General features: G+C 62.5%; 15 protein-coding genes. 9 read left to right on the top strand and 6 right to left on the bottom strand.

Translation table 11 applies throughout. The features are described from left to right. The first annotated feature begins 20 nt into the window (after nt 1–20). Nucleotides 21–2,786 (top strand): 2-oxoglutarate dehydrogenase E1 component, encoded by a 2,766-nt coding sequence (locus tag JWZ97_RS13370; protein ID WP_205430061.1) that lies wholly within the window; start codon nt 21–23, stop codon nt 2,784–2,786. Nucleotides 2,787–2,795: 9 nt separating this feature from the next. Further along, nucleotides 2,796–3,986: a 2-oxoglutarate dehydrogenase complex dihydrolipoyllysine-residue succinyltransferase gene (gene odhB / locus JWZ97_RS13365; RefSeq protein WP_205430059.1), complete on the top strand. Its 1,191-nt coding sequence runs from the start codon at nt 2,796–2,798 to the stop codon at nt 3,984–3,986. Between the two features lie 67 nt (nt 3,987–4,053). Here odhB and JWZ97_RS13360 read toward each other — a convergent pair whose 3' ends face one another. Next, nucleotides 4,054–6,486 (bottom strand): phosphoketolase, encoded by a 2,433-nt coding sequence (locus tag JWZ97_RS13360; RefSeq protein ID WP_205430057.1) that lies wholly within the window; start codon nt 6,484–6,486, stop codon nt 4,054–4,056. 218 nt (nt 6,487–6,704) lie between these two features. Between JWZ97_RS13360 and ppk2 the strand changes: the two genes are divergently transcribed. Continuing rightward, nucleotides 6,705–7,706, top strand: coding sequence for a polyphosphate kinase 2 (ppk2, locus tag JWZ97_RS13355; protein WP_240342348.1), 1,002 nt, complete (start codon nt 6,705–6,707; stop codon nt 7,704–7,706). Between the two features lie 60 nt (nt 7,707–7,766). Further along, a complete protein-coding gene (locus JWZ97_RS13350; protein WP_205430055.1) occupies nt 7,767–8,618 on the top strand; it encodes a radical SAM protein in 852 nt (283 codons plus the stop codon). Nucleotides 8,619–8,627: 9 nt separating this feature from the next. Here JWZ97_RS13350 and JWZ97_RS13345 read toward each other — a convergent pair whose 3' ends face one another. Next, complete coding sequence (locus JWZ97_RS13345) at nt 8,628–9,899, bottom strand: alpha-amylase family glycosyl hydrolase (RefSeq protein WP_205430053.1); 1,272 nt, start codon at nt 9,897–9,899, stop codon at nt 8,628–8,630. Between the two features lie 77 nt (nt 9,900–9,976). After that, nucleotides 9,977–11,662, bottom strand: coding sequence for a glycogen synthase (locus tag JWZ97_RS13340; protein ID WP_240342347.1), 1,686 nt, complete (start codon nt 11,660–11,662; stop codon nt 9,977–9,979). A 352-nt stretch (nt 11,663–12,014) separates the two neighbouring features. Between JWZ97_RS13340 and JWZ97_RS13335 the strand changes: the two genes are divergently transcribed. After that, complete coding sequence (locus JWZ97_RS13335; protein WP_205430052.1) at nt 12,015–12,260, top strand: hypothetical protein; 246 nt, start codon at nt 12,015–12,017, stop codon at nt 12,258–12,260. Between the two features lie 65 nt (nt 12,261–12,325). On the opposite strand, the gene pepN is transcribed toward JWZ97_RS13335, so the two are convergent. Both pepN and JWZ97_RS13325 read right to left on the bottom strand, forming a co-directional pair. Continuing rightward, nucleotides 12,326–14,983: an aminopeptidase N gene (gene pepN, locus JWZ97_RS13330; protein ID WP_205430050.1), complete on the bottom strand. Its 2,658-nt coding sequence runs from the start codon at nt 14,981–14,983 to the stop codon at nt 12,326–12,328. 48 nt (nt 14,984–15,031) lie between these two features. Then, the gene (locus JWZ97_RS13325; protein ID WP_205430048.1) at nt 15,032–15,421 is read right to left on the bottom strand and encodes a DUF423 domain-containing protein; all 390 of its coding nucleotides are present in this window, start codon (nt 15,419–15,421) and stop codon (nt 15,032–15,034) included. Nucleotides 15,422–15,527: 106 nt separating this feature from the next. Here JWZ97_RS13325 and JWZ97_RS13320 point away from each other — a divergent pair, with 106 nt between their 5' ends. Next, complete coding sequence (locus JWZ97_RS13320) at nt 15,528–16,301, top strand: zinc-dependent peptidase (protein WP_205430047.1); 774 nt, start codon at nt 15,528–15,530, stop codon at nt 16,299–16,301. Here the strand turns inward: JWZ97_RS13320 and JWZ97_RS13315 are convergent. Then, the gene (locus JWZ97_RS13315) at nt 16,293–18,710 is read right to left on the bottom strand and encodes a penicillin-binding protein 1A (protein ID WP_205430045.1); all 2,418 of its coding nucleotides are present in this window, start codon (nt 18,708–18,710) and stop codon (nt 16,293–16,295) included. The two genes, JWZ97_RS13320 and JWZ97_RS13315, sit on opposite strands and share 9 nt — an antisense overlap. Before the next feature lie 260 nt (nt 18,711–18,970). Between JWZ97_RS13315 and JWZ97_RS13310 the strand changes: the two genes are divergently transcribed. From JWZ97_RS13310 to JWZ97_RS13300, 3 genes are read left to right on the top strand one after another with little or no spacing between them, the layout of a single operon-like run. Beyond that, nucleotides 18,971–20,032 carry a pilus assembly protein PilM gene (locus JWZ97_RS13310; protein WP_205430043.1) on the top strand — a complete coding sequence of 354 codons (1,062 nt, stop codon included), beginning with the start codon at nt 18,971–18,973 and terminating at the stop codon, nt 20,030–20,032. Further along, the gene (locus JWZ97_RS13305; RefSeq protein WP_205430041.1) at nt 20,032–20,616 is read left to right on the top strand and encodes a PilN domain-containing protein; all 585 of its coding nucleotides are present in this window, start codon (nt 20,032–20,034) and stop codon (nt 20,614–20,616) included. Before JWZ97_RS13310 ends, JWZ97_RS13305 begins: the two co-directional genes overlap by 1 nt. Beyond that, nucleotides 20,613–21,248: a type 4a pilus biogenesis protein PilO gene (locus JWZ97_RS13300; protein WP_205430039.1), complete on the top strand. Its 636-nt coding sequence runs from the start codon at nt 20,613–20,615 to the stop codon at nt 21,246–21,248. The genes JWZ97_RS13305 and JWZ97_RS13300 overlap by 4 nt, the downstream gene beginning before the upstream one ends. Nucleotides 21,249–21,251 lie beyond the last annotated feature (3 nt).

Genomic DNA, 21,251 nt, shown 5'->3' with positions numbered 1-21,251 from the left:
GCCATTCGAATCGCTAGGGCATGAACAAACGGCTGCAATCGTCTCAGGAGGCTTCCGCATTTTCCGAGGGAAATGTGAGTTTCCTGGAAGCGTTATACGAAAGATTCCTCGCCGACCCCCAGTCGGTCGATCCCTCCTGGCGGGAGAAGTTTTCATCCCTGCAGCAGACCGTTGCCGGGCCGGAGACTCCACGCATCGCGACCAGCGCCGAAGCGATCCGCAAACAGGCCGCCGTGGCTCGCCTGAGCAATCAATACCGCGCCCGCGGTCATCGCGCGGCGGACACCAATCCGCTCAAGTTGGCTCCGGCGCGCCTGGTGCGCGACCTGGAACCAAGCAGTTACGGCCTGACTCAGGACGACCTGGACCAGACTTTTTTCGTCGATGTGCTGCAAGGCTCCGAGCAACGCACCCTGCGGCAAATCATCGCCGATCTGCGCGAGGCCTACTGCGGCAGCATAGGCACGGAATACTTGCACATCGTCGATAGCGACGTCCGCGAATGGCTGCAGCTGCGCCTGGAAAGCAGGCCCGAGCCGCTGGACGCCGAGCGCCGGCATTGGCTGCTGAAGCTGCTCACGGCCGCCGAAGGCATAGAAAAATACCTGCACCGCAAATACACCGGGCAGAAGCGCTTTTCGCTCGAAGGCGGCGAGAGCCTGATTCCCCTGCTGGACGAGCTGGTCCAGCAAGCCGGGTCGGCCGGCGTCAAGGAGATCGTGTTGGGCATGGCCCACCGCGGCCGCCTGAACGTGCTGGTCAACATCCTCGGGAAAAAGCCCGCCCTGCTGTTCCAGGAGTTCGAAGAGACCTCGCTGGCCGAACCGATACCCGGTGGGGCGGGCGACGTGAAATACCATCTCGGTTTTTCGTCCGACGTGGATACGCCCGGCGGCCCGGTGCATCTGGCCATGGCCTTCAATCCCTCGCACCTGGAAAGCGTGGACCCGGTGGTGATCGGGTCGGCGCGGGCGCGCCAGGACCGGCGCGCCGAGGACGGCGAGAACGCCGTGCTGGCGGTGCTGATCCACGGCGACGCCGCCTTCGCCGGCCAGGGCGTGGTGATGGAAACGCTCAACATGGCGGAAACCCGTGCGTTCACCACCGGCGGCACCGTGCACGTGGTGGTGAACAACCAGATCGGCTTCACCACCAGCAATCCTTTCGACGCCCGCTCCACGCTTTATTGCACCGACGTGGCCAACATGATCCAGGCTCCGGTGTTTCACGTGAACGGCGACGACCCCGAAGCGGTCTTGCGCGTCACCCGATGGGCGCTCGACTTTCGCATGAAATTCAAGCGCGACGTGGTGATCGACCTCATCTGCTTCCGCCGCCATGGTCACAACGAGGTCGACGAGCCGGCCGTGACCCAGCCGGTCATGTATCGACATATCCGCCGGCATCCAGGCGTGCGGATGCTTTATGCCGACAAGCTGATCGCCGCCGGAGCGCTCGACAATGAGACGGTCAGGCGCCTGGAGGAAGACTATCAGGCTCACCTGGACCGCGGCGAAATCGCCACCCGCCCCCCTCTGCGGGACGTCTATCCGCGCACCCGCTGGGACCACTACCTGGGAACCGCCTGGGATCTCCCCTGCGAGACCGCTGTCGCCGTGGACGAATTGCGCCGGCTGACCGGCGCCTTGCTGAGCCTGCCCGAAGGCTTCGAGACCCATCCGCGCGCGGCGGCCATCCTGGAGTCCCGTGGGCTGATGGCGGCCGGCGAGCTGCCCCTGGACTGGGGTTACGCCGAAACGCTGGCTTACGCCACCCTGCTGGACGAAGGCCGCCATATCCGCATGAGCGGTCAGGACGTCGGCCGCGGGACTTTCTTCCACCGCCACGCCATCCTGTTCGACCAGAACAGCGGGGATGCGCTGATACCCCTGCAGCATCTGGCGCCCGGACAGGGGCGTTTCGAAATCTACGACTCCCTCCTGTCCGAAGAGGGCGTGCTCGGCTTCGAATACGGCTACACGACCACGGAGCCGGAAACCCTGGTCATCTGGGAGGCGCAGTTCGGCGATTTCGCCAACAACGCCCAGGTCATGATCGACCAGTTCATCACGTCCGGCGAAACCAAGTGGGGCAGGCTGAGCGGGCTGGTCATGCTGCTGCCGCACGGCCAGGAGGGCCAGGGGCCTGAACACTCCTCCGCCCGCATGGAGCGCTATCTGCAGTTGTGCGCGGAGCACAATATCCAGGTTTGCGTGCCGTCCACCCCGGCGCAAATGTTCCACCTGCTGCGCCGGCAAGTCCTCAGGCCCTACCGCAAACCACTGATCGCCCTGACGCCCAAAAGCCTGCTGCGCCACCGCCTCGCGGTATCCAGCCTGGAGGACCTCGGCAGCGGACGCTTCCTGCCCGTCATCGGAGAGATCGACCCGCTGGCGCCCGAGGGTATCAGTCGATTGGTTCTTTGCACCGGCAAGGTCTATTACGACCTATTGGACCGCCGGCGACGGCAGGACGATCTGCGGCGGGTGGCTATCGCCCGCATCGAGCAGCTCTATCCCTTCCCGCAGGATGATTTCGCCCGACTGCTGGCCGGCTATCCGAATCTGAAGGAGTTGGTCTGGTGCCAGGAAGAGCCCGAGAACCAGGGCGCGTGGCATCAGATCAAGCACCGTTTCGCTCCCGCGCAGGAGCGAGGCATCGCCTTGGCTTATGCCGGCCGGCCGGCGGCCGCCGCACCCGCGGTGGGGCAGTTCAACCGCCACTTGATCGGACAGAAAAAGCTGGTCGACGAAGCCCTGGTCGAACCCATCTCAGCCCATCGTTAGGAACTCCCCATGCATATCGAAGTCGCCGTTCCGCAACTGCCCGAATCTCTGCAAGACGCCACCCTGCTCGACTGGCGCAAGCAGGTGGGGGAACGCGTCAGCCGGGGAGAAACCCTGGTCGAGCTGGAAACCGACAAGGTGGTGCTGGACGTGCCGGCGGTCGCCGACGGCGTTTTGAGCGAAATCAAGCACGTGAAGGGCGATGTCGTCACCGGGGGAACGATCCTGGCCGTGCTGGATACGGAAGCGGCCGCCGCCGCGCCGGCAACGGTCGAAAAGCGCCCGGTCTTGACACAACCCTTGAGTCCCGCGGTGCGTCGACTGCTGACCGAACACGGCCTGGAGCCGTCGCAGATCCCCGGCGCCGACAAGGGAGGGCGCCTGACCAAGGAGGACGTGCTGGACTATCTGGCGACACGCGCCTCCGCCGCGCCGGCCGCGGAGGCAACAAGCTCCACGCCAGCTCCGCCGGCCGAGCCGGCCTCTTCTCTCGTGGCCGGCCGGATCGAACGCCGCGTGCCCATGACCCGGCTGCGCGCCCGCATCGCCGAGCGACTGGTCGAGTCGCAACGCCAGACCGCGACCCTGACCACCTTCAACGAGGTCAACCTGCAAAAGGTGTTCGATCTGCGCAACCTCTACAAGGCCCGCTTCGAACAGGAACATCACATCAAGCTGGGCTTCATGTCCTTCTTCGTCAAGGCCTCGGTCGAGGCGCTCAAGCGCTTTCCGGTCGTCAACGCCAGCATAGACGGAGACGACATCGTCCACCACGACTACTACGACATCGGCATCGCGGTCTCCACCGACCGGGGCCTGGTCGTACCGGTGCTGCGCGACGCCGACAAGCTGGACTTCGGCTCCATCGAGAAAGCCGTCGCCGAGTTTTCCCGCAAGGCACGCGACGGCCGGCTGAGCTTCGAGGAACTGACCGGCGGTACCTTCAGCATCACCAACGGCGGCATTTTCGGCTCCATGCTGTCCACGCCCATCCTCAACCCGCCGCAAAGCGGCATCTTGGGGATGCACGCGATCAAGGAGCGGCCGGTGGTGGAAAACGGCCAGATCGTCATCCGGCCGATGATCTACCTCGCCTTTTCCTACGATCACCGCCTGATAGACGGACGCGAGGCCGTGCAGTTTCTCTACACCATCAAGGAACTGCTGGAAGACCCGGCGCGCATGGTGTTGAACGTATAGGCCGGCCGCCGTAGCCAGGCTCCCGGCCCACGCTTCGGGTCTTCCTCGGCCCGCAGCGTGGGCGAACTCAATGCGGCCAACGCCATTCCGCAACCGCGGGAACATCGGTGCCGTGCTCGTAGGCGTACTGACGGCAGGCGATCTGCTGGTTCTTGAACTTCTCCTTGGCGTGCGCACCGGCGACTTTCAGCCGCGGCACGCGGTCGATGACGTCGATCGCCAGGCTGAAACGGTCGATCTGGTTCTGGATGGCCAACTCGAGCGGCGTGTTGATATTGCCCTTTTCCTTGTAACCCCGCACATGCAGGTTGGCGTGGTTGGTTCGCCGGTAGGCCAGGCGGTGGATCAGCCAGGGATAGCCGTGGAAGTTGAATATGATGGGCTTGTCGACGGTGAACAGGCTGTCGAATTCGAGTCGGCTCAAACCGTGCGGATGTTCGTTGTCGGGCTGGAGTTTGAACAGGTCCACCACGTTGATGAAGCGTATTTTCAGGTCCGGGAACTCCTCCCGCAGCATGGCGACTGCCGCCAGAGCCTCTTTCGTCGGAATGTCGCCGGCCGAGGCGACCACGACATCGGGTTCCACGCCCTGGTCGTTGCTGGCCCAGTCCCAGATGCCTATGCCTTTGGTGCAATGCGCCAGGGCGGCGTCGATGTCCAGATACTGCAGATGGAGCTGTTTGTCGGCGACGATGACGTTGACGTAGTTTTCGCTCTTCAGGCAGTGGTCCGCCACCGACAGCAGGCAGTTCACGTCCGGCGGCAGATAGATGCGTGTGACTTCCGAGCGCTTGTTCACCACCAGATCCAGAAAGCCCGGATCCTGGTGAGTGAAGCCGTTATGGTCCTGGCGCCATACGGTCGAGGTGATCAGCAGGTTGAGCGAGGCGATCTCCTCGCGCCAGGACAAGTGGTTGCATATGGACAGCCATTTCGCATGCTGGTTGAACATCGAGTCGATGACATGGACGAAGGCCTCGTAGGTGGAAAAGAAACCGTGGCGTCCGGTGAGCAGATAACCCTCCAGCATGCCCTCCAAGGTATGCTCGCTGAGCATCTCGATGACCCGGCCGTCGGTGTCTAATTCGCCGCCATCGGCATCTTCCGGAAAATATTCCGCGATCCAGAATTTCTTGCTGACTTCGTAGATGGCGCCGAGCTTGTTCGAGGTGTTTTCGTCGGGCCCGAACACGCGGAAGGTTTTCTGGTTGGCCTTCATCACGTCGCGCAGGAACTCGCCCAAGGGTTTGGTGTTTTCCGCTTCGATCTGCCCCGGCTTGTCCAGTGCGGCGCCATATTCGCGGAAATCGGGTATGCGCAAGGCCTTTTTCAGGGCGCCGCCGTTGGCATGGGGATTGGCGCCCATGCGGCGGTTGCCGCGGGGTGCGAACTCGAGTATCTCGGGCCTCGGGGAGCCATTTTCGTCGAACAACTCCTCCGGCTTGTAGCCGCGCAGCCAGGTTTCCAGCTGCCGCAAATGTTCGGGATTCTTTTTGACGTCGGCGATCGGGACCTGGTGAGCGCGCCAGAAGCCTTCCACCTTGCGCCCGTCGAGCTCGCCGGGACCGGACCAGCCTTTGGGGCTGCGCAAGACGATCATGGGCCAGCGCGGGCGCAGCGCCTTTCCGGTGCTGCGGGCTTCGGCCTGCGCCGCGCGGATTTGCTCGATGCAGCGGTTCAGGGTCGCCGCCATGGCCTGGTGCATGCTTGCCGGATCCGAGCCTTCGACGAAGTAGGGGGTCCAGCCGTAACCCTCGAACAGTTTTTCCAGTTCCCCGTGAGTGATGCGGGCCAGCAGCGTCGGGTTGTTGATCTTGTAGCCGTTGAGGTTGAGGATGGGCAGCACGGCGCCATCCCTGATGGGATTTAGGAACTTGCTGATATGCCAGGAGGTCGCCAGCGGGCCGGTTTCCGCTTCGCCGTCGCCAACCACCGCCGCCACCACCAGATCAGGGTTGTCGAATGCCGCGCCGGCCGCATGAGACAGCACATAACCCAGTTCGCCGCCTTCGTGTATGGAGCCCGGCGTCTCCGGCGTGCAATGGCTGCCGATACCGCCGGGAAAGGAAAACTGCTTGAAAAACGCCTGCAAGCCTTCTTCATCCAGACTCTTGTCCGGGTAGATTTCGGAATAGGCGCCTTCCAGATAGAGCGGGCCCAATACGCCGGGGGCGCCGTGGCCGGGACCGGCCATGAAAATCGCGTTGACATCGTATTGCTTGATCACGCGGTTCAGGTGGGTGTACACGAAGGAGAGCCCCGGACTCGATCCCCAGTGGCCGAGGAGCCGCTCCTTGATGTGCTCGGGTTTGAGCGGTTCGCGCAGCAACGGGTTGTCGCGCAGATAAATCATCCCCGCCGCCAGGTAGTTGCAGGCTCGCCAATAGGCATGGAGCTGATGCAGTGCGTCGGGGCTTAAAGGGGCGCCGGATACGGTCGAGCGAGCGATTCCAAAGCTCGTCAGGTCGTTGGGGGCTGTGCTGGGAGGGGTGGCTGCCATGCTGAAGTTTCCGTGGAAGTGAGTCGAAAGCGGCAGAGTGTAGATCGGAGAGCCGATTTGCGCCTAGTCGGGCTGCGAGCGCCCGAGATCGGTGGCGGCGATGAGGCCGCGGTCAGGATTTTGGACGCGTTGTTGTCCCTTCCTCGATTGGGGAATAATGCATCCCGCCCCCAGGGTTTAAGATCGAGCCGTCAGCATCGCCTAGCAGGAGCCTGCCCGTGACCCAGCGCATCAGCCGTAAAACATCCAGCCACAGCGCCGTCGAGCCCGTCGCGGCAGCCATTGCCGGTGATGTACCGGAAAGGGAAGTCGCGCCTAACCCCCAGGCGGCGGAGGAAATCGAGGCGGTGAGTCACGAACCGACCGCCCTGCTGGTGGCCAAGGCCCCTCATGGCACGGACGAGGACAGCGACGAGGCGCCGCTGCCGTCGGGCTATCCCTACCCTGCGCGCGTACGCCGCCGCGAGTACGAGCGGATGAAGCAGGATCTGCAGATCGAATTGCTCAAGGTGCAGAGTTGGGTCAAGGATACGGGGCAGCGCATCATCGTGGTGTTCGAAGGACGCGATGCCGCCGGCAAAGGCGGCACCATCAAGCGTTTTCTGGAACATCTCAATCCGCGCGCCGCGCGCGTCGTGGCGCTGGAAAAGCCCACCGAGGTCGAGCGCGGGCAATGGTATTTCCAGCGCTACATCGCCCATTTCCCCACCGCCGGCGAGATGGTGTTCTTCGACCGTTCCTGGTACAACCGGGCCGGCGTCGAGCGGGTGATGGGCTTTTGCAAGCCGCTGGAATATCTGGAGTTTCTACGCCAGACGCCGGAATTCGAACGCATGCTGGTGAACAGCGGCATCCTGTTGTTCAAATACTGGTTTTCGGTCAGCCGCGAGGAGCAATTGCGGCGCTTCATTTCGCGCCGGGACGATCCGCTCAAGCATTGGAAGCTCAGTCCCATCGACATCAAGTCGCTGGATCGCTGGGACGAATACACCGAGGCCAAGAAAGCGATGTTTTTCCACACCGACACGGCCGATGCGCCCTGGACGGTCATCAAGTCGGACGACAAGAAGCGGGCGCGTATCAACTGCATGCGCCATTTCCTGAGCGCCCTGCCTTATCCGGACAAGAATCCCCGCGTCGCCCATGCGCCCGATCCCTTGCTGGTCGGCTCCGCCAGCGGGGTCTACGAGGAAGGCGAAGGGGCCATCACGAAATTCTAGCGAGGCGGGCGGCCCGTGGGACCGCACCTATCGTTCCAGCCAGCCGTTCGACGGCCTGCCATGAGTTCACTCAGTACCACCGATCATCGCCGGGACAGCGCCGGCCTCATCTACGTTTATCCGGTGCTGTCCCGGCGCAGCGGCGGGCTGTCCATCGGCGTCAACCTGAATCCCAACAACGCCTGCAACTGGCGCTGCCTCTACTGCCAGGTACCCGATCTGAAACGCGGCAGCGCGCCCGCCATCGATCTGGGACTGTTAAGGAAAGAGTTGGACTCCTTGCTCGCCGACGTGCTGCGGGGAGATTTTTACGACCGTTTCGGAGTGCCGCCGGAGCAGCGGGTGATACGCGACATCGCGATTTCCGGCAACGGAGAACCGACCAGCGCGGCCGAGTTCGAACAAGTCGTCGAACTGATAGGCGAGGTCGCATCGGACGCCGGCCTGTCCGGGGAGGTCAAGCGGGTTCTCATCAGCAACGGCAGCCTGACGCGGCGCGCCTACGTTCAACGGGGGCTCGAACGGTGGAATGCGCTCGGTGGCGAGGTCTGGTTCAAGCTCGACAGCGCCACGGCGGCGGGCATCGCCCGCATCAACCAGGTCAGTCTGACGCCGGAGGCGGCGATGCTCAATCTGGAAAGCGCCGCGACCCGCTGCCCCACCTGGCTGCAAACCTGCTGGTTCGCGCTGGACAGCCTGCCACCCTCGGACGAAGAAGTTGCCGCCTATCTCGGCTGGCTGGAGGAAGTTCGACGCCGGGGGATTCCGCTGCGAGGCATCCTGCTTTACGGCCTGGCGCGGCCCTCGCAACAGCCGGAAGCGCCGCGCCTTTCCGCCCTGCCCGCCGCGTGGATGGAGGCGACCGCCGAGCGCTTGCGGCAAACCGGCTTCGCGGCCCGCCTCAGCGTCTGAGCCGGGCGCTCAACTGACCTCCGGGCCGGCTACCAGCACCCGCCCCATGCCCGGCAGCAATTCATAGTCGAAGGGCGTGGGCAGATGCTCCATGGGCCATTGCGGCGACACGTCGCGCAAGGGCGGCGCGACCTGCACGTAGTGATACAAATCGTCCACGTAACAGTGCTGGCGATTCCAGATGTCCTTGTTGAGGATCAGCAGGGCTTGCGAGCCGTTGCTGGGGGCGGCTTTCCACATGATCATCACGGCCGGGTTGGAACAGCCCCATAACTGGGTGATGCTTTCCTCCTGAAACACCCGGTAATGCCGCTTGATGTGATTGATCTCCCGCACGAAGCCGGTCAGGTCGATGTCCGTCTGCTCCCAGTCGCTCGGTCGGGTGTCGACCACGTTCAAGGCCTTGCTGAAGCCGAATTCGTAACCCATGGGCATCATGACGCCGGATGAGAAGAGCGCCGCGAACAGATAGCGCTGTTTCAACGCGTCCACGTTGCCGTAGGACTCGGCATACAGCCTTGCGGTGTCGTGGCTTTCGGGAAAACTGATGGACGGCGCCGTGGCGCGCGTGAGCTGGTATTGCTCCAGCAGCCACGGGCTGCCGAAATCCCACCACTTGGAGCTGTTGAAGATGGCGTCGAAGCCGGCCTCCGCGGTCTGCCGGGTCTGGTCGGCGGAGCAGCCCAGGGTTTCCGCAACGAAAACGGCGTCGGGCCGGTTCTTCTTCACGTCCTCGATCAGCCGTTTCCAGAATCCGGCGGGTATCTGATAGGCCGCGTCGCAACGGAAACCGCTGAATCCCAGGCCCAGCAGGTGCATGACGACGTCACGGCAATAACGGTAGTAGCCCTCGGCATCGCCGCCGCGTCTATGGTCGAAGCGGGCCAGATCGCGCCAGACCACTTTCTCGCCGTCGTGTATGCAGTAGGGGTTGGCGATGCGGCCGTTTTCCTTGGCGAACCACTCGGGGTGCTGCTTGAGCAGGTCCGAATCGTAGGCGCAATGATTGATGACCAAATCCACCATCACGCGCAGCCCGAGTTTTTCCGCTTGAACGGTCACGGCGCGCACTTGTTCGTCCGGCGATTGGGCGCTGCGCGCGCACAACGCGGGATTGATGGCGAAATAGTCCTTGATCGAATAAAGGCTGCCGGAGCGGCCGAGCTGCTGGATGGGGTTGACGAAAATCCAGTCGAACCCCATCTCGGCGGCGCGGACCAGATGCGCTTGCCATTGATCGAAGGTCCCGGCGAGGAGGGGAAAGAGGTTATAGATGCGCATGGGAAATCCTGGCTATGTTGGCAGGGCAGGCTCCGGTCCCGGCCGAATTTTCCGGCGCCGGAGCCGTCCCCGCCGGACTACTTGTCGCGTATGTGGTGGTAGATGTTGAGGTAGTCCTGCCCCGGATTCTTCCACGAATAATCGCTGCGCATGGCATTGACGATGAGGTGGCGGAAGTGGTCCGGGAACTGGTAGTAACAGTCGATGGCCCGGCCCAGGGCCGATTCCAGCCCTGTTTCGTTGTAGTCGCGGAAGATGTAGCCGTTGCGTTCGTGCAGAGGCCGGTTCGAGAAGTCCTTGTCGAATACGGTGTCGACCAGGCCGCCCACTTCCCGCACGACGGGTATGCTGCCGTAGCGCATGGCAATGAGCTGGGTCAGGCCGCAGGGCTCGAAGCGGCTGGGCACCAGCATCAGGTCGGCGCCGGCGTAGATCAGGTGCGACAGTTCCTCGTTGAAGCCGATCTCGATGTGGCAATCCGGATTGTCGTTGAGCTGGTGCTTGAGGCTCCAGAAATAATTGTTGATCTGCCCGTCCGGGCTGGAGCCCAGCAGCACGAACTGGCCGCCGCGCGCCAGGGTGTTGAAAATGGCGTGGCGGATCAGCTCCAGGCCTTTTTGCGGGTCCAGGCGACCGACGAAGGCGACGATGGGTTTCTCGTTGTCGGCCAACAGCAAGCGCTCGCGCAAGGCGCGCTTGTTGGCGTACTTGCCGTCGACGTTGTCGGCCGAATAATGCACCGGTATCAAGGGATCGATCTCCGGGTTCCAGAACCCGTAGTCGATGCCGTTGATGACGCCGCCGTATTTGTTGTGGTGGATGTGCAGCGTCGGCTCCAGCCCGAAGCCCTGCCCCTGGTCCTTGGCTTCCACGGCATGGCGCGGCGACACGGTGGTGACGAAGTTGGAATAGACCACGCCTGCCTTCATCAGGTTGATCGCATGGGGATTGTGGTTGTCGCGCATCCTTTCGTAGTTGAAATAGTAATCCGGCCGGTTCAATCCCGTCGCATGCAGCAGCTGCGCGCCGGTCACCCCCTGATGCTTGAAGTTGTGGATGGTGAAGCAGGCCCGGGGATGCGTCATGCCCAGATGCTGGTAGACCTCGTACAGGAACACCGGCGCCAGGGCGGTCTGCCAGTCGTGGCAATGGATGATGTCCGGATGCTTGCCCGACTTCCACAAGAATTCCATGGCCGCGCGGGTGAAGAAAGCGAAGCGCATGACATCGTCGTTGAAGCCATAGATGCAGCCGCGGTTGAAGAAGTTGTCGGCGGAATGCGGTTCGATGAAGAAACACTTGCGGCCGTGCACGAAGCCGAAATAAACCGTGCAGTGGATGGCCCCGCCGAACCACGGCACCCAGAGGTCCCGGAATGTCTCGCAGAAGCCCCAGATGTGGTCGTAGCGCAGGCAGTCGTATTTGGGCAGGATGATTTCGACGTGATTGCCGCGGATCTCCATCTCGCTGGCGAGGCCGAACACCACGTCGGCCAGTCCGCCCACCTTGGCGACCGGCGCCAGCTCCGGGGTGATCTGCACGACGAACAGCGAAGGCTGGGCGGGGTGGGCCGGTTCGATATGGGGCGGCGTCGATTCGACCTCCGCTTCCGTCATGTGCTGGCCGTCCCATTGGGAGTCCGCTTCTTCCGGAACCTGTGCCGGCTCCAGGACGGGATATTGCGTTTCCACGGCGCGCAGCAGTTCCAGCTTGTAGGCTTCGTCCTCCGATTCCGGCGTAGGCAGTGGGGCGTGAGAGGCCACGAATTCGGCTTCGGCCGCTTCCAGGTCGGAGCTCGCGAATTGAGCCGGCAGCGCGCTTTCCCGGTGGGATGCCTTTTTCGCCCCGCTTTCAGCCGGCGGGCGATCCTTGGCGGTCCGCGAATCCGGGGCCTTGGCCGCCGCTGAGCCCGTTTTACCGGCCGGAAGTTTGCCCGGTGCAGGCGCGTCTGCGGGTTTTGCCGTTTCGGCGGGACTTGCCGCGTTTTCCTGTACCGTCGCTGGACCGCTCGCGGAAGGCGGGGCAAGTGTAGGTTTGGTTCCTGCCTCGATAAGGGGTTTCGCCGCGGGTGCTTCCGCTTTGGCGGGTTCCGGGGTTTTCGTCGATGGCTGTGTTATGACGGGTTTGGTGGGGCTTTTCGGTTTTGCTTTGCCGGTGTCCGTTGGAGCGGCCGATACGCTCTTCGGGGACGCCGCGGCGGATTTCGCGCTCTCGGATTTCTCGGCGGCGGCGTGCCCCGGCGGAGTGGGTGCGGCTGATTTCCCTGGGCTCTTTTTGTTCACTATCTCGGGCGTGTCGGCCGTATGGGGCCGGGCTGGTTTTGAGCCGGTTTTGGACGTTTTCTTGACCATGGCGCCTTGATCCTGAGTTGGGAAGGTGGTGCTTAGAGTTTAAGTACAGGGGTGCGTGCCGGAAAACCGCCAGGTTCAGGCCAGGCTCTTGCTCGCGACTTCGTAGACGTCCTTGGAAATGCCCGCGGTGTCGGCGATGCGACGCAGCTGTTCGCGTATCAGCTTTTGACGGCCGTCATCATAGCGCCTCCACTGCGTGAGGGGGCTGACCATGCGCGAGGCGATCTGCGGGTTGATCGCATTCAGCTCGATCACATGATCGCCCAGGAAGCGGTAACCGGCGCCGTCCGCGGCATGGAAGTTTACAGGGTTCGATTGACAGAAGGCACCGACCAGCGAGCGTACCCGGTTGGGGGTCTTCAGGTCGAAGGCCGGATGGTTCAGCAGGGCCTGGACCGAGGTCAGCGTGCCGGTGAGATGGCAGGTCGCCTGGAGGGCGAACCATTTGTCGATGACCAGGGCCTCGCCCTGCCACTGCTCGTAAAAGGCATCGAGAGAAGCGGCGCGTTCCGGATGCGTGCTGTTGACGATGCCGCCGAGTGCGGCGATCTGGTCGGTCATGTTGCGCGCCTCCCTGAACTGCTTGAGGCACAGGGCGTGAGACTCGGGCGTGTCCAGTTCCGCCAGGTAGGCGAGGCAGACGTTCTTGAGCTTGCGGCGCCCCACCGCGTCGGCGTCGAACCGGCCGGATTCGTCGCGATGGTGAGCGTGGTAAAGCGCGGTCAATTCCGCCCTCAACGCCTGCGCCAGTTCGCGTTTTACCAGTTGGCGGGCATTGTGCACCGCGTCCGGGTCTATCACCTTCATCAGCGCGCTAATGTAATCCTCGGACGGCAAGGTCAGCAGCAGGGCGAGGTAGGACAGGTCGTCCCAGTCCTGGGTCAGCGCCTTGCGATAGGCCTGCAATAAATGCGGGTCGGCCTTGTGCGGCTGCTCGCCCTCGATGAGTTGTTCGACCAGATTGAGCACGATGCGGCTGGCCAGGGTCTGGCCCGCATCCCAGCGGTTGAAGGGATCACTGTCGTGCGCCAACAGGAAGGCGAGTTCCTCGTAGCTGTGGTGCAGGTGCAGCCTGACGGGGGCGGAAAATCCGCGCAGCGCGGAAATCACCGGCTTTTCCGGCAGGCCGACGAAGCGGAAACGTTGCTGCGTGGCGGTGACATCGAGCACGCGGGTGGATTTCGTCGCCGGCTCGTCTTCGCCTTCCAGGCGCAGGGGATAATCGTTGCCGTCCGGGCCGACCAGGCCGAGAGCCAGGGGGATGTGCAAGGGTTCCTTGACCGACTGTCCGGGCGTGGGCGGGCAATGCTGCTTCACCGTCAGCGTAAGGGCGCGCTCGGCGGCGTCGTAATCCCCTACCACGAACAGCTCCGGCGTGCCGGCCTGCGCATACCAGCGGCGAAACTGTTGCAGTTCGACGCCGTTGGCGTCCTCCATCGCGCGGACGAAGTCGTCGCAGGTCACCGCCTGGCCGTCGTGCCGTTCGAAATAGAGATCGGTGCCCTTGCGGAAGCGTTCGGCACCCAGCAGGGTGTGCAGCATGCGCACCACCTCGGCGCCTTTTTCGTATACGGTGAGGGTGTAGAAGTTGTTGATCTCGATGTAGGAGTCGGGCCGGACGGCATGGGCCAGGGGCCCGGCATCCTCGGCGAACTGCCGGGTGCGCAACAGGTTGACGTCTTCGATGCGTTTGACCGCCCGCGAGACGTGGTCGGCGGTGAACTCCTGGTCGCGGAACACCGTCAGGCCTTCCTTCAGGCTCAACTGGAACCAGTCGCGGCAGGTGATGCGGTTGCCGGTCCAGTTGTGGAAATACTCGTGGCCGATGACGCCCTGGATGTGCTCGTAGTCGGCGTCGGACGCGGTATCGGGTCTGGCCAGCACGAACTTGGTGTTGAAGATGTTGAGCCCCTTGTTTTCCATGGCGCCCATGTTGAAGTGGCCGACCGCGACGATCATGTACAGGTCGAGGTCGTATTCGCGGCCGTACGCCTGCTCGTCCCAGCGCATGGCCTGTTGCAACGAACGCATGGCGTGCCCGCATTTGTCGAGGTCGTGTGCCTCGACATAGATCTGCAGCGTGACTTCGCGCCCCGATCCGGTCGTGTATTTCTCCTCCAGGCATTCCAGCCGGCCGCCCACCAGGGCAAATAGATAGCAGGGCTTGGGGAAGGGGTCTTCCCATTTCACCCAGTGGCGATTGTTCTTCAATTCGCCGCTGGCGACCTTGTTGCCGTTGGACAGCAACACCGGGTAACGGGTCTTGTCGCCGATCAGGAGGGTGCTGAACGGCGCCATGACGTCCGGGCGGTCGGGAAAATAAGTGATCTTGCGGAAGCCCTGCGCCTCGCATTGGGTGCAAAGCATGCCGGAGGACAGGTAGAGTCCTTCCAGGGCCGTGTTGGCGCGCGGATTGATGCGGGTCTCGACCTCGAGGTTGAACACCTCGACCTTGGGCGCGCCGGGGATGATCAGGCTCTCCGGCGTCACCTCGTACTGATCGGGCGGCAAAGCCTGGCCGTTGATGCGCACCGAAATCAGCTCCAGGTCTTCGCCATCCAGGACCAGCGGTGCGTTGGGGGCCGCCGTTTCGGGGTTTTTCTGCACGCGCAGGCGGGAGATCACCCGGGTATCTTCTTCGTCGAGATTAAAAGTCAGCTCGACTTGGCCCAGCCGATATTCCGGCGGGGTGTAGTCCTTCAGGTAAATGGTTTGGGGAGTCGCGTCGCGCATGGGAGCTACCGGGTTGAGTTCGTTGTGTGCCCTAGTGTATCAAGGAGCCTAGGGCTTGGATGAGGGAGAACAACGCCAGGCGTGCACGGCAAGCAGCAGCCAGGCGCCGAGGAAGGCGGTACCGCCGAAGGGCGTGATCATGCCCAGCCAGCGCAAACCGCTGAGGGCGAGGACATAAAGACTGCCGGAAAACAGCGCGATACCGGCGAGCATCAGCCAGCCGGCCCAACGCAACAAGGCCGCGTCCGGTTTGGACTGGGCGGCGAATGCGATCAGACCCAGGCCCAAGGCGTGCCAGAACTGGTACTGCACGCCGGTTTGATAAATCGCCAGCGCGTAGTCGTCCAGCCGGCCGCGCAAGGCATGCGCGCCGAACGCGCCCAAGGCCACGGCCAAAAACGCCGCGAGTGAAGACAAAAGCAAAAATTGACGGTGCATAAACAGTTAGGCTATTCGGTAGAGCAGCGTATCGGACCCGCACATCGCGCCGGTGCTGCAGGTAAAATTCATTCCGGACTCTCGATCCCATCTCAAGCAGAACCGCATGTGGCCTTTCCGCACGTCGCGCGCTCCTAAACAAGCTCCGGCCTCCTTGACCGACGACGTTTGGCAACAAACCCTGGCGGACCACCCCATCTTGACCCGTCTCGATGCAAGCGAGCGAACCCGTTTGCGCGAGCTGACCGCCGAATTCATGCGGCAGAAGCTGTTCGAATCGGTGCGTGGGCTGGTGCTGAACGAACCCATGCGCGCCAGCATCGCCGTGCAGGCCTGCCTGCCCGTGCTCAATCTCGGGCTGGCCTGGTACGACGACTGGCGCACCCTGGTGATCTACCCGGCCGAATTCGTCCGCCCGCGCGAAGAGTTTGACGCCGTCGGCGTCATGCATCAATGGGAAGACGTGTTGGGCGGCGAATCCTGGCAGCGCGGCCCGGTGATCCTGTCCTGGGCAGACGTCGAAGCGTCCGGCTGGGGCGAGGGCTATAACGTGGTGATCCACGAGATGGCCCACAAGCTCGACATGCATGGGGGAACCGACGCGGACGGATTTCCTCCTCTGCATAAAGACATGAAGCCTAAGGACTGGACGGCCGTTTTCACCGCAGCCTACGAAGACCTGACCCGGCGCGTGGAAACCGGCGAGGACGCGGCCCTGGACGCTTACGCGACGGAAAGCCCCGGCGAATTCTTCGCCGTGCTCAGCGAGTATTTCTTCGAACGGCCGGTGCTTTTGTCGGGTCTCTATCCCGAAGTCTACCGACAACTCGCGTCATTCTACCGGCAAGACCCCGGGGCGGCGTTGAGCGTCTCAGAATAGCGATTCCAGGAGTTTGCTGCCCTGCCTGGCCGTCTCGCGGGGGGGCGGGAGACTCGGCGTGGCCTCCTCGTCCACCTCGGACGGCGCTTCCTCCGTCTCGGCTGTCTCTCGCGGCGCCGCATAATTCCGCGGCACCTTGTCGGTCGGAAATACCTCGTACACCCCGCCCGAACTGGCCAACTGCCCCGACGCCGGATCGATGCGCGCGGTCGTGATACCGGTCGGCACGCCGAAACTGCGTTCGGGTACGTCCTTGAGCGCTTCCTGCATATAACTCATCCACATGGGCAAGGCGGCGTGCCCGCCCGTCTCTCCGTCGCCCAGGGGCTTGTAGGAGTCGAAACCCATCCACGCGACCGCAACCATGGCCGGCGTATAGCCGTTGAACCAGGCGTCGCGCTGTTCGTTGGTCGTTCCGGTCTTGCCTGCCAGATCGCTGCGGCCGAGTTGCATGGCCTTGATCGCCGTGCCCTTGCGCACCACGTCCTGCAGCATCGAATGCATCATGTAATGCGTCTGCGCGGACAGGACGCGCGGAGCGACATTGCCCACACGGGTCGCGCCATCCTCGCAGTCCGGACAGGCCGTCGGCGGCGTAGCCTCGAACAGGGTGCTGCCATCCTGCGTGAGTATGCGCTGTACCAGATAGGGTTCCACCCGGAAACCCCCGTTGGCGAAAACCGCGTAAGCCTGTGCCATTTTCAGCGGAGTCGCGGTCCCGCTGCCCAAGGCCAGGGTCAGCGAGTGGGGCAGGTCGCTGGGGTTGAAGCCGAAACGGGTGGCGGTTTCGATGGCTTTCTTGACGCCGATCTCGCGCAGCAACCGGATCGACACCAGGTTGAGGGATTTCATCAAGGCCACCCGCAAGCGGGTTGGGCCGGAGTATTTGTTGGTGTAGTTCTGCGGTCGCCAGGCGCCGCCTTCGATGGACGGGTCGTAATAAACGAAGGGCGCGTCGTTGATCACGCTGGCGGGCGTGTATCCGGCCTCCAGTGCCGCGGAGTAGAGTACGGGCTTGAAACCCGACCCCGGCTGCCGCTGGGCCTGGGTCGCGCGGTTGAACTTGCTGTCGTTGAAGTCGTAGCCGCCGGCGATCGCCAGGATGGCGCCGTTCGAAGGATCGAGCGAAACCAAGGCGCCGGCGACCTCGGGGGTTTGCGTCAACGTCCAGGTGCCCGGCGCCTGTTCGCGCACACGGACGACATCGCCGGGCTTGAGCACGTCCTTGACGCTGCGCGGAACCGGGCCGAGGGTATTCTCGTTGACGTAGGTACGCGCCCATTTGATCTGGTCCCAGGTCAGGTTGGCACGGCGTGTGGCGCCGAGATAAACCTCCGCATTCCTGTCTTTCACCGCCAGCACGATACCCGGGAGCGTGTCGCCCAAGGGGGGGATGTCGGCCAGCAGGTCGTCCCAGCCCTTTTCCCCGCCCACTTTCTTCAGGTCGTAATGACGCTTGACGCCCCGAAAACCGTGGCGCTCGTCATAATCGTGCAGAGTACGGCGCAAGGCAGTTTGTGCGGTCTCCTGCAAACGGCTGTCTACGGTGGTGTAAATCTTGTAGCCGTTCACATAGGCGTCTTCGCCATATTGCTGAACCATCTCCGCGCGTACCATTTCCGCGACCTGCGGGGCATTGAACGCCACTTCCGCGCTGTGCAGGGCGGCGCGGACCGGTTCGGCCAGGGCGCGCTGATGTTGCGCTTCGTCGATCAGATTCAGCTTGCGCATGCGGTTGAGCACGTAGTCGCGCCGGATCAGGGCGCGTTCCGGATTGGCGATAGGGTTGTACGCCGACGGAGCCTTGGGTAAACCGGCGATCATGGCGATCTCGCCCAGGCTCAGTTCGTTGACGGTTTTTCCGAAATAGACTTGGGCCGCCGCCGCGAAGCCGTAAGCGTGATGGCCGAAATAGATCTTGTTGAGGTAGAGCTCCAGGATTTGCTTCTTGGGCAGGCGAGATTCGATCTTGATGGCGAGCAGGATTTCCCTCAGCTTGCGGAAGAAGGTTTTTTCGCTGCTGAGGAAAAAGTTGCGCGCCACCTGCATGGTGATGGTGCTGCCGCCCTGGCGTTTTTCGCCGGTCTGCAAGAACTTGAACGTTGCGCGCAGCAAGCCCTGATAGTCCACGCCGGGATGGTCGAAAAAGCGATCGTCCTCCGCCGCCAGAAAGGCGTTGATAGCCGCGCGGGGGATTTCATCTATGCTGAGTGGCGTGTGTTTTTTTTCCCCGAACTGGGCGATGAGCAGGCCGTCCCGGGTATAAACGCTCATGGGCATTTGGTAGCGCACGTCCTTCAACTGCTCGACGTCCGGAAGTTGCGGAACCAGGTGGCGATAGACACCATAGGCGGTCAGCAGGCCGACGGCGAATGCGATAACGCCGAAGGCGAGCACGTACCTGGCCATGCGGCCGATGAAACTGCTCGGCCGGCGTGGGGACGCTGGGCGCTTGGGGGGCGGGTTCGGTTGAGATTTCGGCAAGGACTTTAGCTTTTCCCGTTTGGGTCGAATCGGGCGGGTATCGCGGCCGCTAGGGCCCGATAGGCAAAGTGCGAAATGACACTATACTACACCGGCCTGCATAATTCCCGCGCCGGGGCGGCGCCAGAGCGTTGCCGCCCCGGGATTCTAAGATCAAGGCGATTACACGGTACAGGATACAGGTCATGTTTTTTCTCCAGCGCAAGAAACCGATGTTGCTGGGTATCGACATCAGCACGGCAGCGGTTAAGTTGCTGGAGCTCGGCAAGGCGGGACCCCGCTATCGGGTGGAAAGCTACGCTGTCATACCCTTGCCGCAGGACGCCGTGGTCGACAAGACCATCGCCAAGGTGGAAGTCATAGGCAACGCGGTCAAGTCCGTGGTGGCGCAATCCGGAACCAAGCTCAAGCATGCCGCGGTGGCCGTCGCCAGCTCGTCGGTCATCAGCAAGGTCATCACGATGCCCGCGGCATTGAGCGACGGCGAACTGGAATCGCAAATCGAGCTCGAAGCCGACCAATATATTCCCTACCCTCTCGACGAAATCAGCATGGATTTCGAGGTGCAGGGCTCGAACGAGAAAAATCCGGAAATGATCGATGTGCTCCTGGTCGCATCCCGGAAGGAGAACGTCGAAGACCGGGTCGAGGCGCTGGAGTTTGCCGGTTTGAAGGCGGAAATTCTGGATGTCGAATCCTATGCCTTAGAAAACGCGTTTGCCCTGATCCTCGATCAGCTCAGCGATGCTAATCCGGGAAAAACAATCGCCATCGCCGACATCGGAGCCACGATGACGACGCTGAATGTCCTGCACAACGGGCGCATCATTTATACCCGTGAGCAAGGATTCGGCGGGAAACAGCTGACCGAGGAAATCCAGCGCCGTTACGGGCTGTCCTACGAAGAGGCCGGCCTGGCCAAGAAGCATGGCGGATTGCCGGACAACTATCTGCCCGAGGTGCTGGAACCGTTCAAGCATGCCATGGCCCAGCAGATTCAGCGCTCCTTGCAGTTCTTCGCCTCGTCGAGCACGCATCGGGGCGTCGAAGGCCTGGTGCTGGCAGGCGGATGTGCGTCGATCGCCGGCGTCGAGCGCTTCGTGGAGCAAACGACCGGGATACCCGCCGTAGTCGCCAACCCCTTTATCAATATGACCCTCTCCAGCCGGGTAAAGCCGCAGGCGCTCAGTAACGACGCCCCGGCGATGATGACGGCTTGCGGGTTGGCGCTGAGGAGTTTCGACTGATGGCTAGAATCAACCTACTACCGTGGCGCGCGGAACTGCGCAAACAGCGGCAAAAAGACTTCGCGGCGGCGATACTCCTGGGCGTGGCGGTTACCTTCATTCTATTCCTCGGCGTGCGCGCCCATATCGCCGGGGAAATCGAATACCAATACGGCCGTAATCAATATTTGGAATCGGAAATTGCCGCGCTGGACAAGAAGATCAAGGAGATCGAGGACTTGGAAAGCAAGAAGAAGCGTTTGCTTGCGCGCATGGACGTCATCCAGCAATTGCAGGTCAGCCGGCCGGAAGTGGTCCATCTGATCGACGAGCTCGCACGGACGGTGCCCGACGGTGTTTACGTCACCGATTTCGCGCAGACGGACAAGAACCTCACCTTGAACGGTTATGCGCAGTCCAATGCCCGCGTATCGGCCTATATGCGCAATCTCGACGCCTCACCTTGGCTCAAGGAGCCCGTGCTCACCATCATCGAGTCCAGAAGCGAAGGCAAGGACAACCGCAAGGAGCGAACCAACAAGTTCACCCTTCAGGTCAAGCAGGGCGCCGACAAGCCTGAAGAAAAGGCCAAGGGGGCATCATGAACCTGTCCAATATCGATTGGGATCTCGACAATGCCGGCAATTGGCCGGTGCCGGTCAAGGCGGCCGTGGTCGTCATCATCTGTGCGGCGCTAGCCGGCCTGGGCTATTACCTGGACACCCAGAACCAGCTTGCGGAATTGGAAACGGCCCAAGCGAAAGAAGCCGAACTCAAGACCACCTTCGAAAACAAACAGAAAAAGGCCGCCAATCTCGACGAGTATCGGGCTCAATTGGAAGAAATCGAAAAGTCTTTCGGCGATTTGTTGCGGCAACTGCCGGATAAGACCCAGGTGCCGGAACTTCTGGTCGATGTATCACAGACGGGGCTGGCGAGCGGACTCGAGTTCGAGCTGTTCAGGCCAGGAGGGGAAATCCCCAAGGAGTTTTACGCCGAGTTGCCCATCGATATCCGTGTGGTGGGCGATTACATGGAGTTCGGGGCGTTCATCAGCGGTCTGGCTTCCCTCCCGCGTATCGTGACCGTGCACAACATCAAGATTACGGGCCGGAAGGATGCGGCCACCGGCAAGGGCAAGGCCTTGACCATGGAGGCATTGGTGAAGACTTACCGATACCTGGAAGAGGGGGGCGTCTCGCCCGCCCAGGACAAAAAGACCAGGAGGCAGCCGTGATGG

The sequence above is a fragment of the Methylococcus sp. EFPC2 genome (assembly GCF_016925495.1).
In the GTDB taxonomy this organism is placed as follows: domain Bacteria; phylum Pseudomonadota; class Gammaproteobacteria; order Methylococcales; family Methylococcaceae; genus EFPC2.
The sequence above is the reverse complement of the archived record's forward strand: the minus strand, read 5'-3'. Positions and strand labels throughout refer to the sequence as shown.

Coding starts and splice junctions, on each gene's coding strand:
- JWZ97_RS13370 (WP_205430061.1), top strand. CDS start 21: ATGAACAAACGGCTGCAATCGTCTCAGGAGGCTTCCGCATTTTCCGAG.
- odhB (WP_205430059.1), top strand. CDS start 2,796: ATGCATATCGAAGTCGCCGTTCCGCAACTGCCCGAATCTCTGCAAGAC.
- JWZ97_RS13360 (WP_205430057.1), bottom strand. CDS start 6,486: ATGGCAGCCACCCCTCCCAGCACAGCCCCCAACGACCTGACGAGCTTT.
- JWZ97_RS13350 (WP_205430055.1), top strand. CDS start 7,767: ATGAGTTCACTCAGTACCACCGATCATCGCCGGGACAGCGCCGGCCTC.
- JWZ97_RS13345 (WP_205430053.1), bottom strand. CDS start 9,899: ATGCGCATCTATAACCTCTTTCCCCTCCTCGCCGGGACCTTCGATCAA.
- JWZ97_RS13335 (WP_205430052.1), top strand. CDS start 12,015: ATGACGGGTTTGGTGGGGCTTTTCGGTTTTGCTTTGCCGGTGTCCGTT.
- pepN (WP_205430050.1), bottom strand. CDS start 14,983: ATGCGCGACGCGACTCCCCAAACCATTTACCTGAAGGACTACACCCCG.
- JWZ97_RS13325 (WP_205430048.1), bottom strand. CDS start 15,421: ATGCACCGTCAATTTTTGCTTTTGTCTTCACTCGCGGCGTTTTTGGCC.
- JWZ97_RS13320 (WP_205430047.1), top strand. CDS start 15,528: ATGTGGCCTTTCCGCACGTCGCGCGCTCCTAAACAAGCTCCGGCCTCC.
- JWZ97_RS13315 (WP_205430045.1), bottom strand. CDS start 18,710: ATGGCCAGGTACGTGCTCGCCTTCGGCGTTATCGCATTCGCCGTCGGC.
- JWZ97_RS13310 (WP_205430043.1), top strand. CDS start 18,971: ATGTTTTTTCTCCAGCGCAAGAAACCGATGTTGCTGGGTATCGACATC.
- JWZ97_RS13305 (WP_205430041.1), top strand. CDS start 20,032: ATGGCTAGAATCAACCTACTACCGTGGCGCGCGGAACTGCGCAAACAG.
- JWZ97_RS13300 (WP_205430039.1), top strand. CDS start 20,613: ATGAACCTGTCCAATATCGATTGGGATCTCGACAATGCCGGCAATTGG.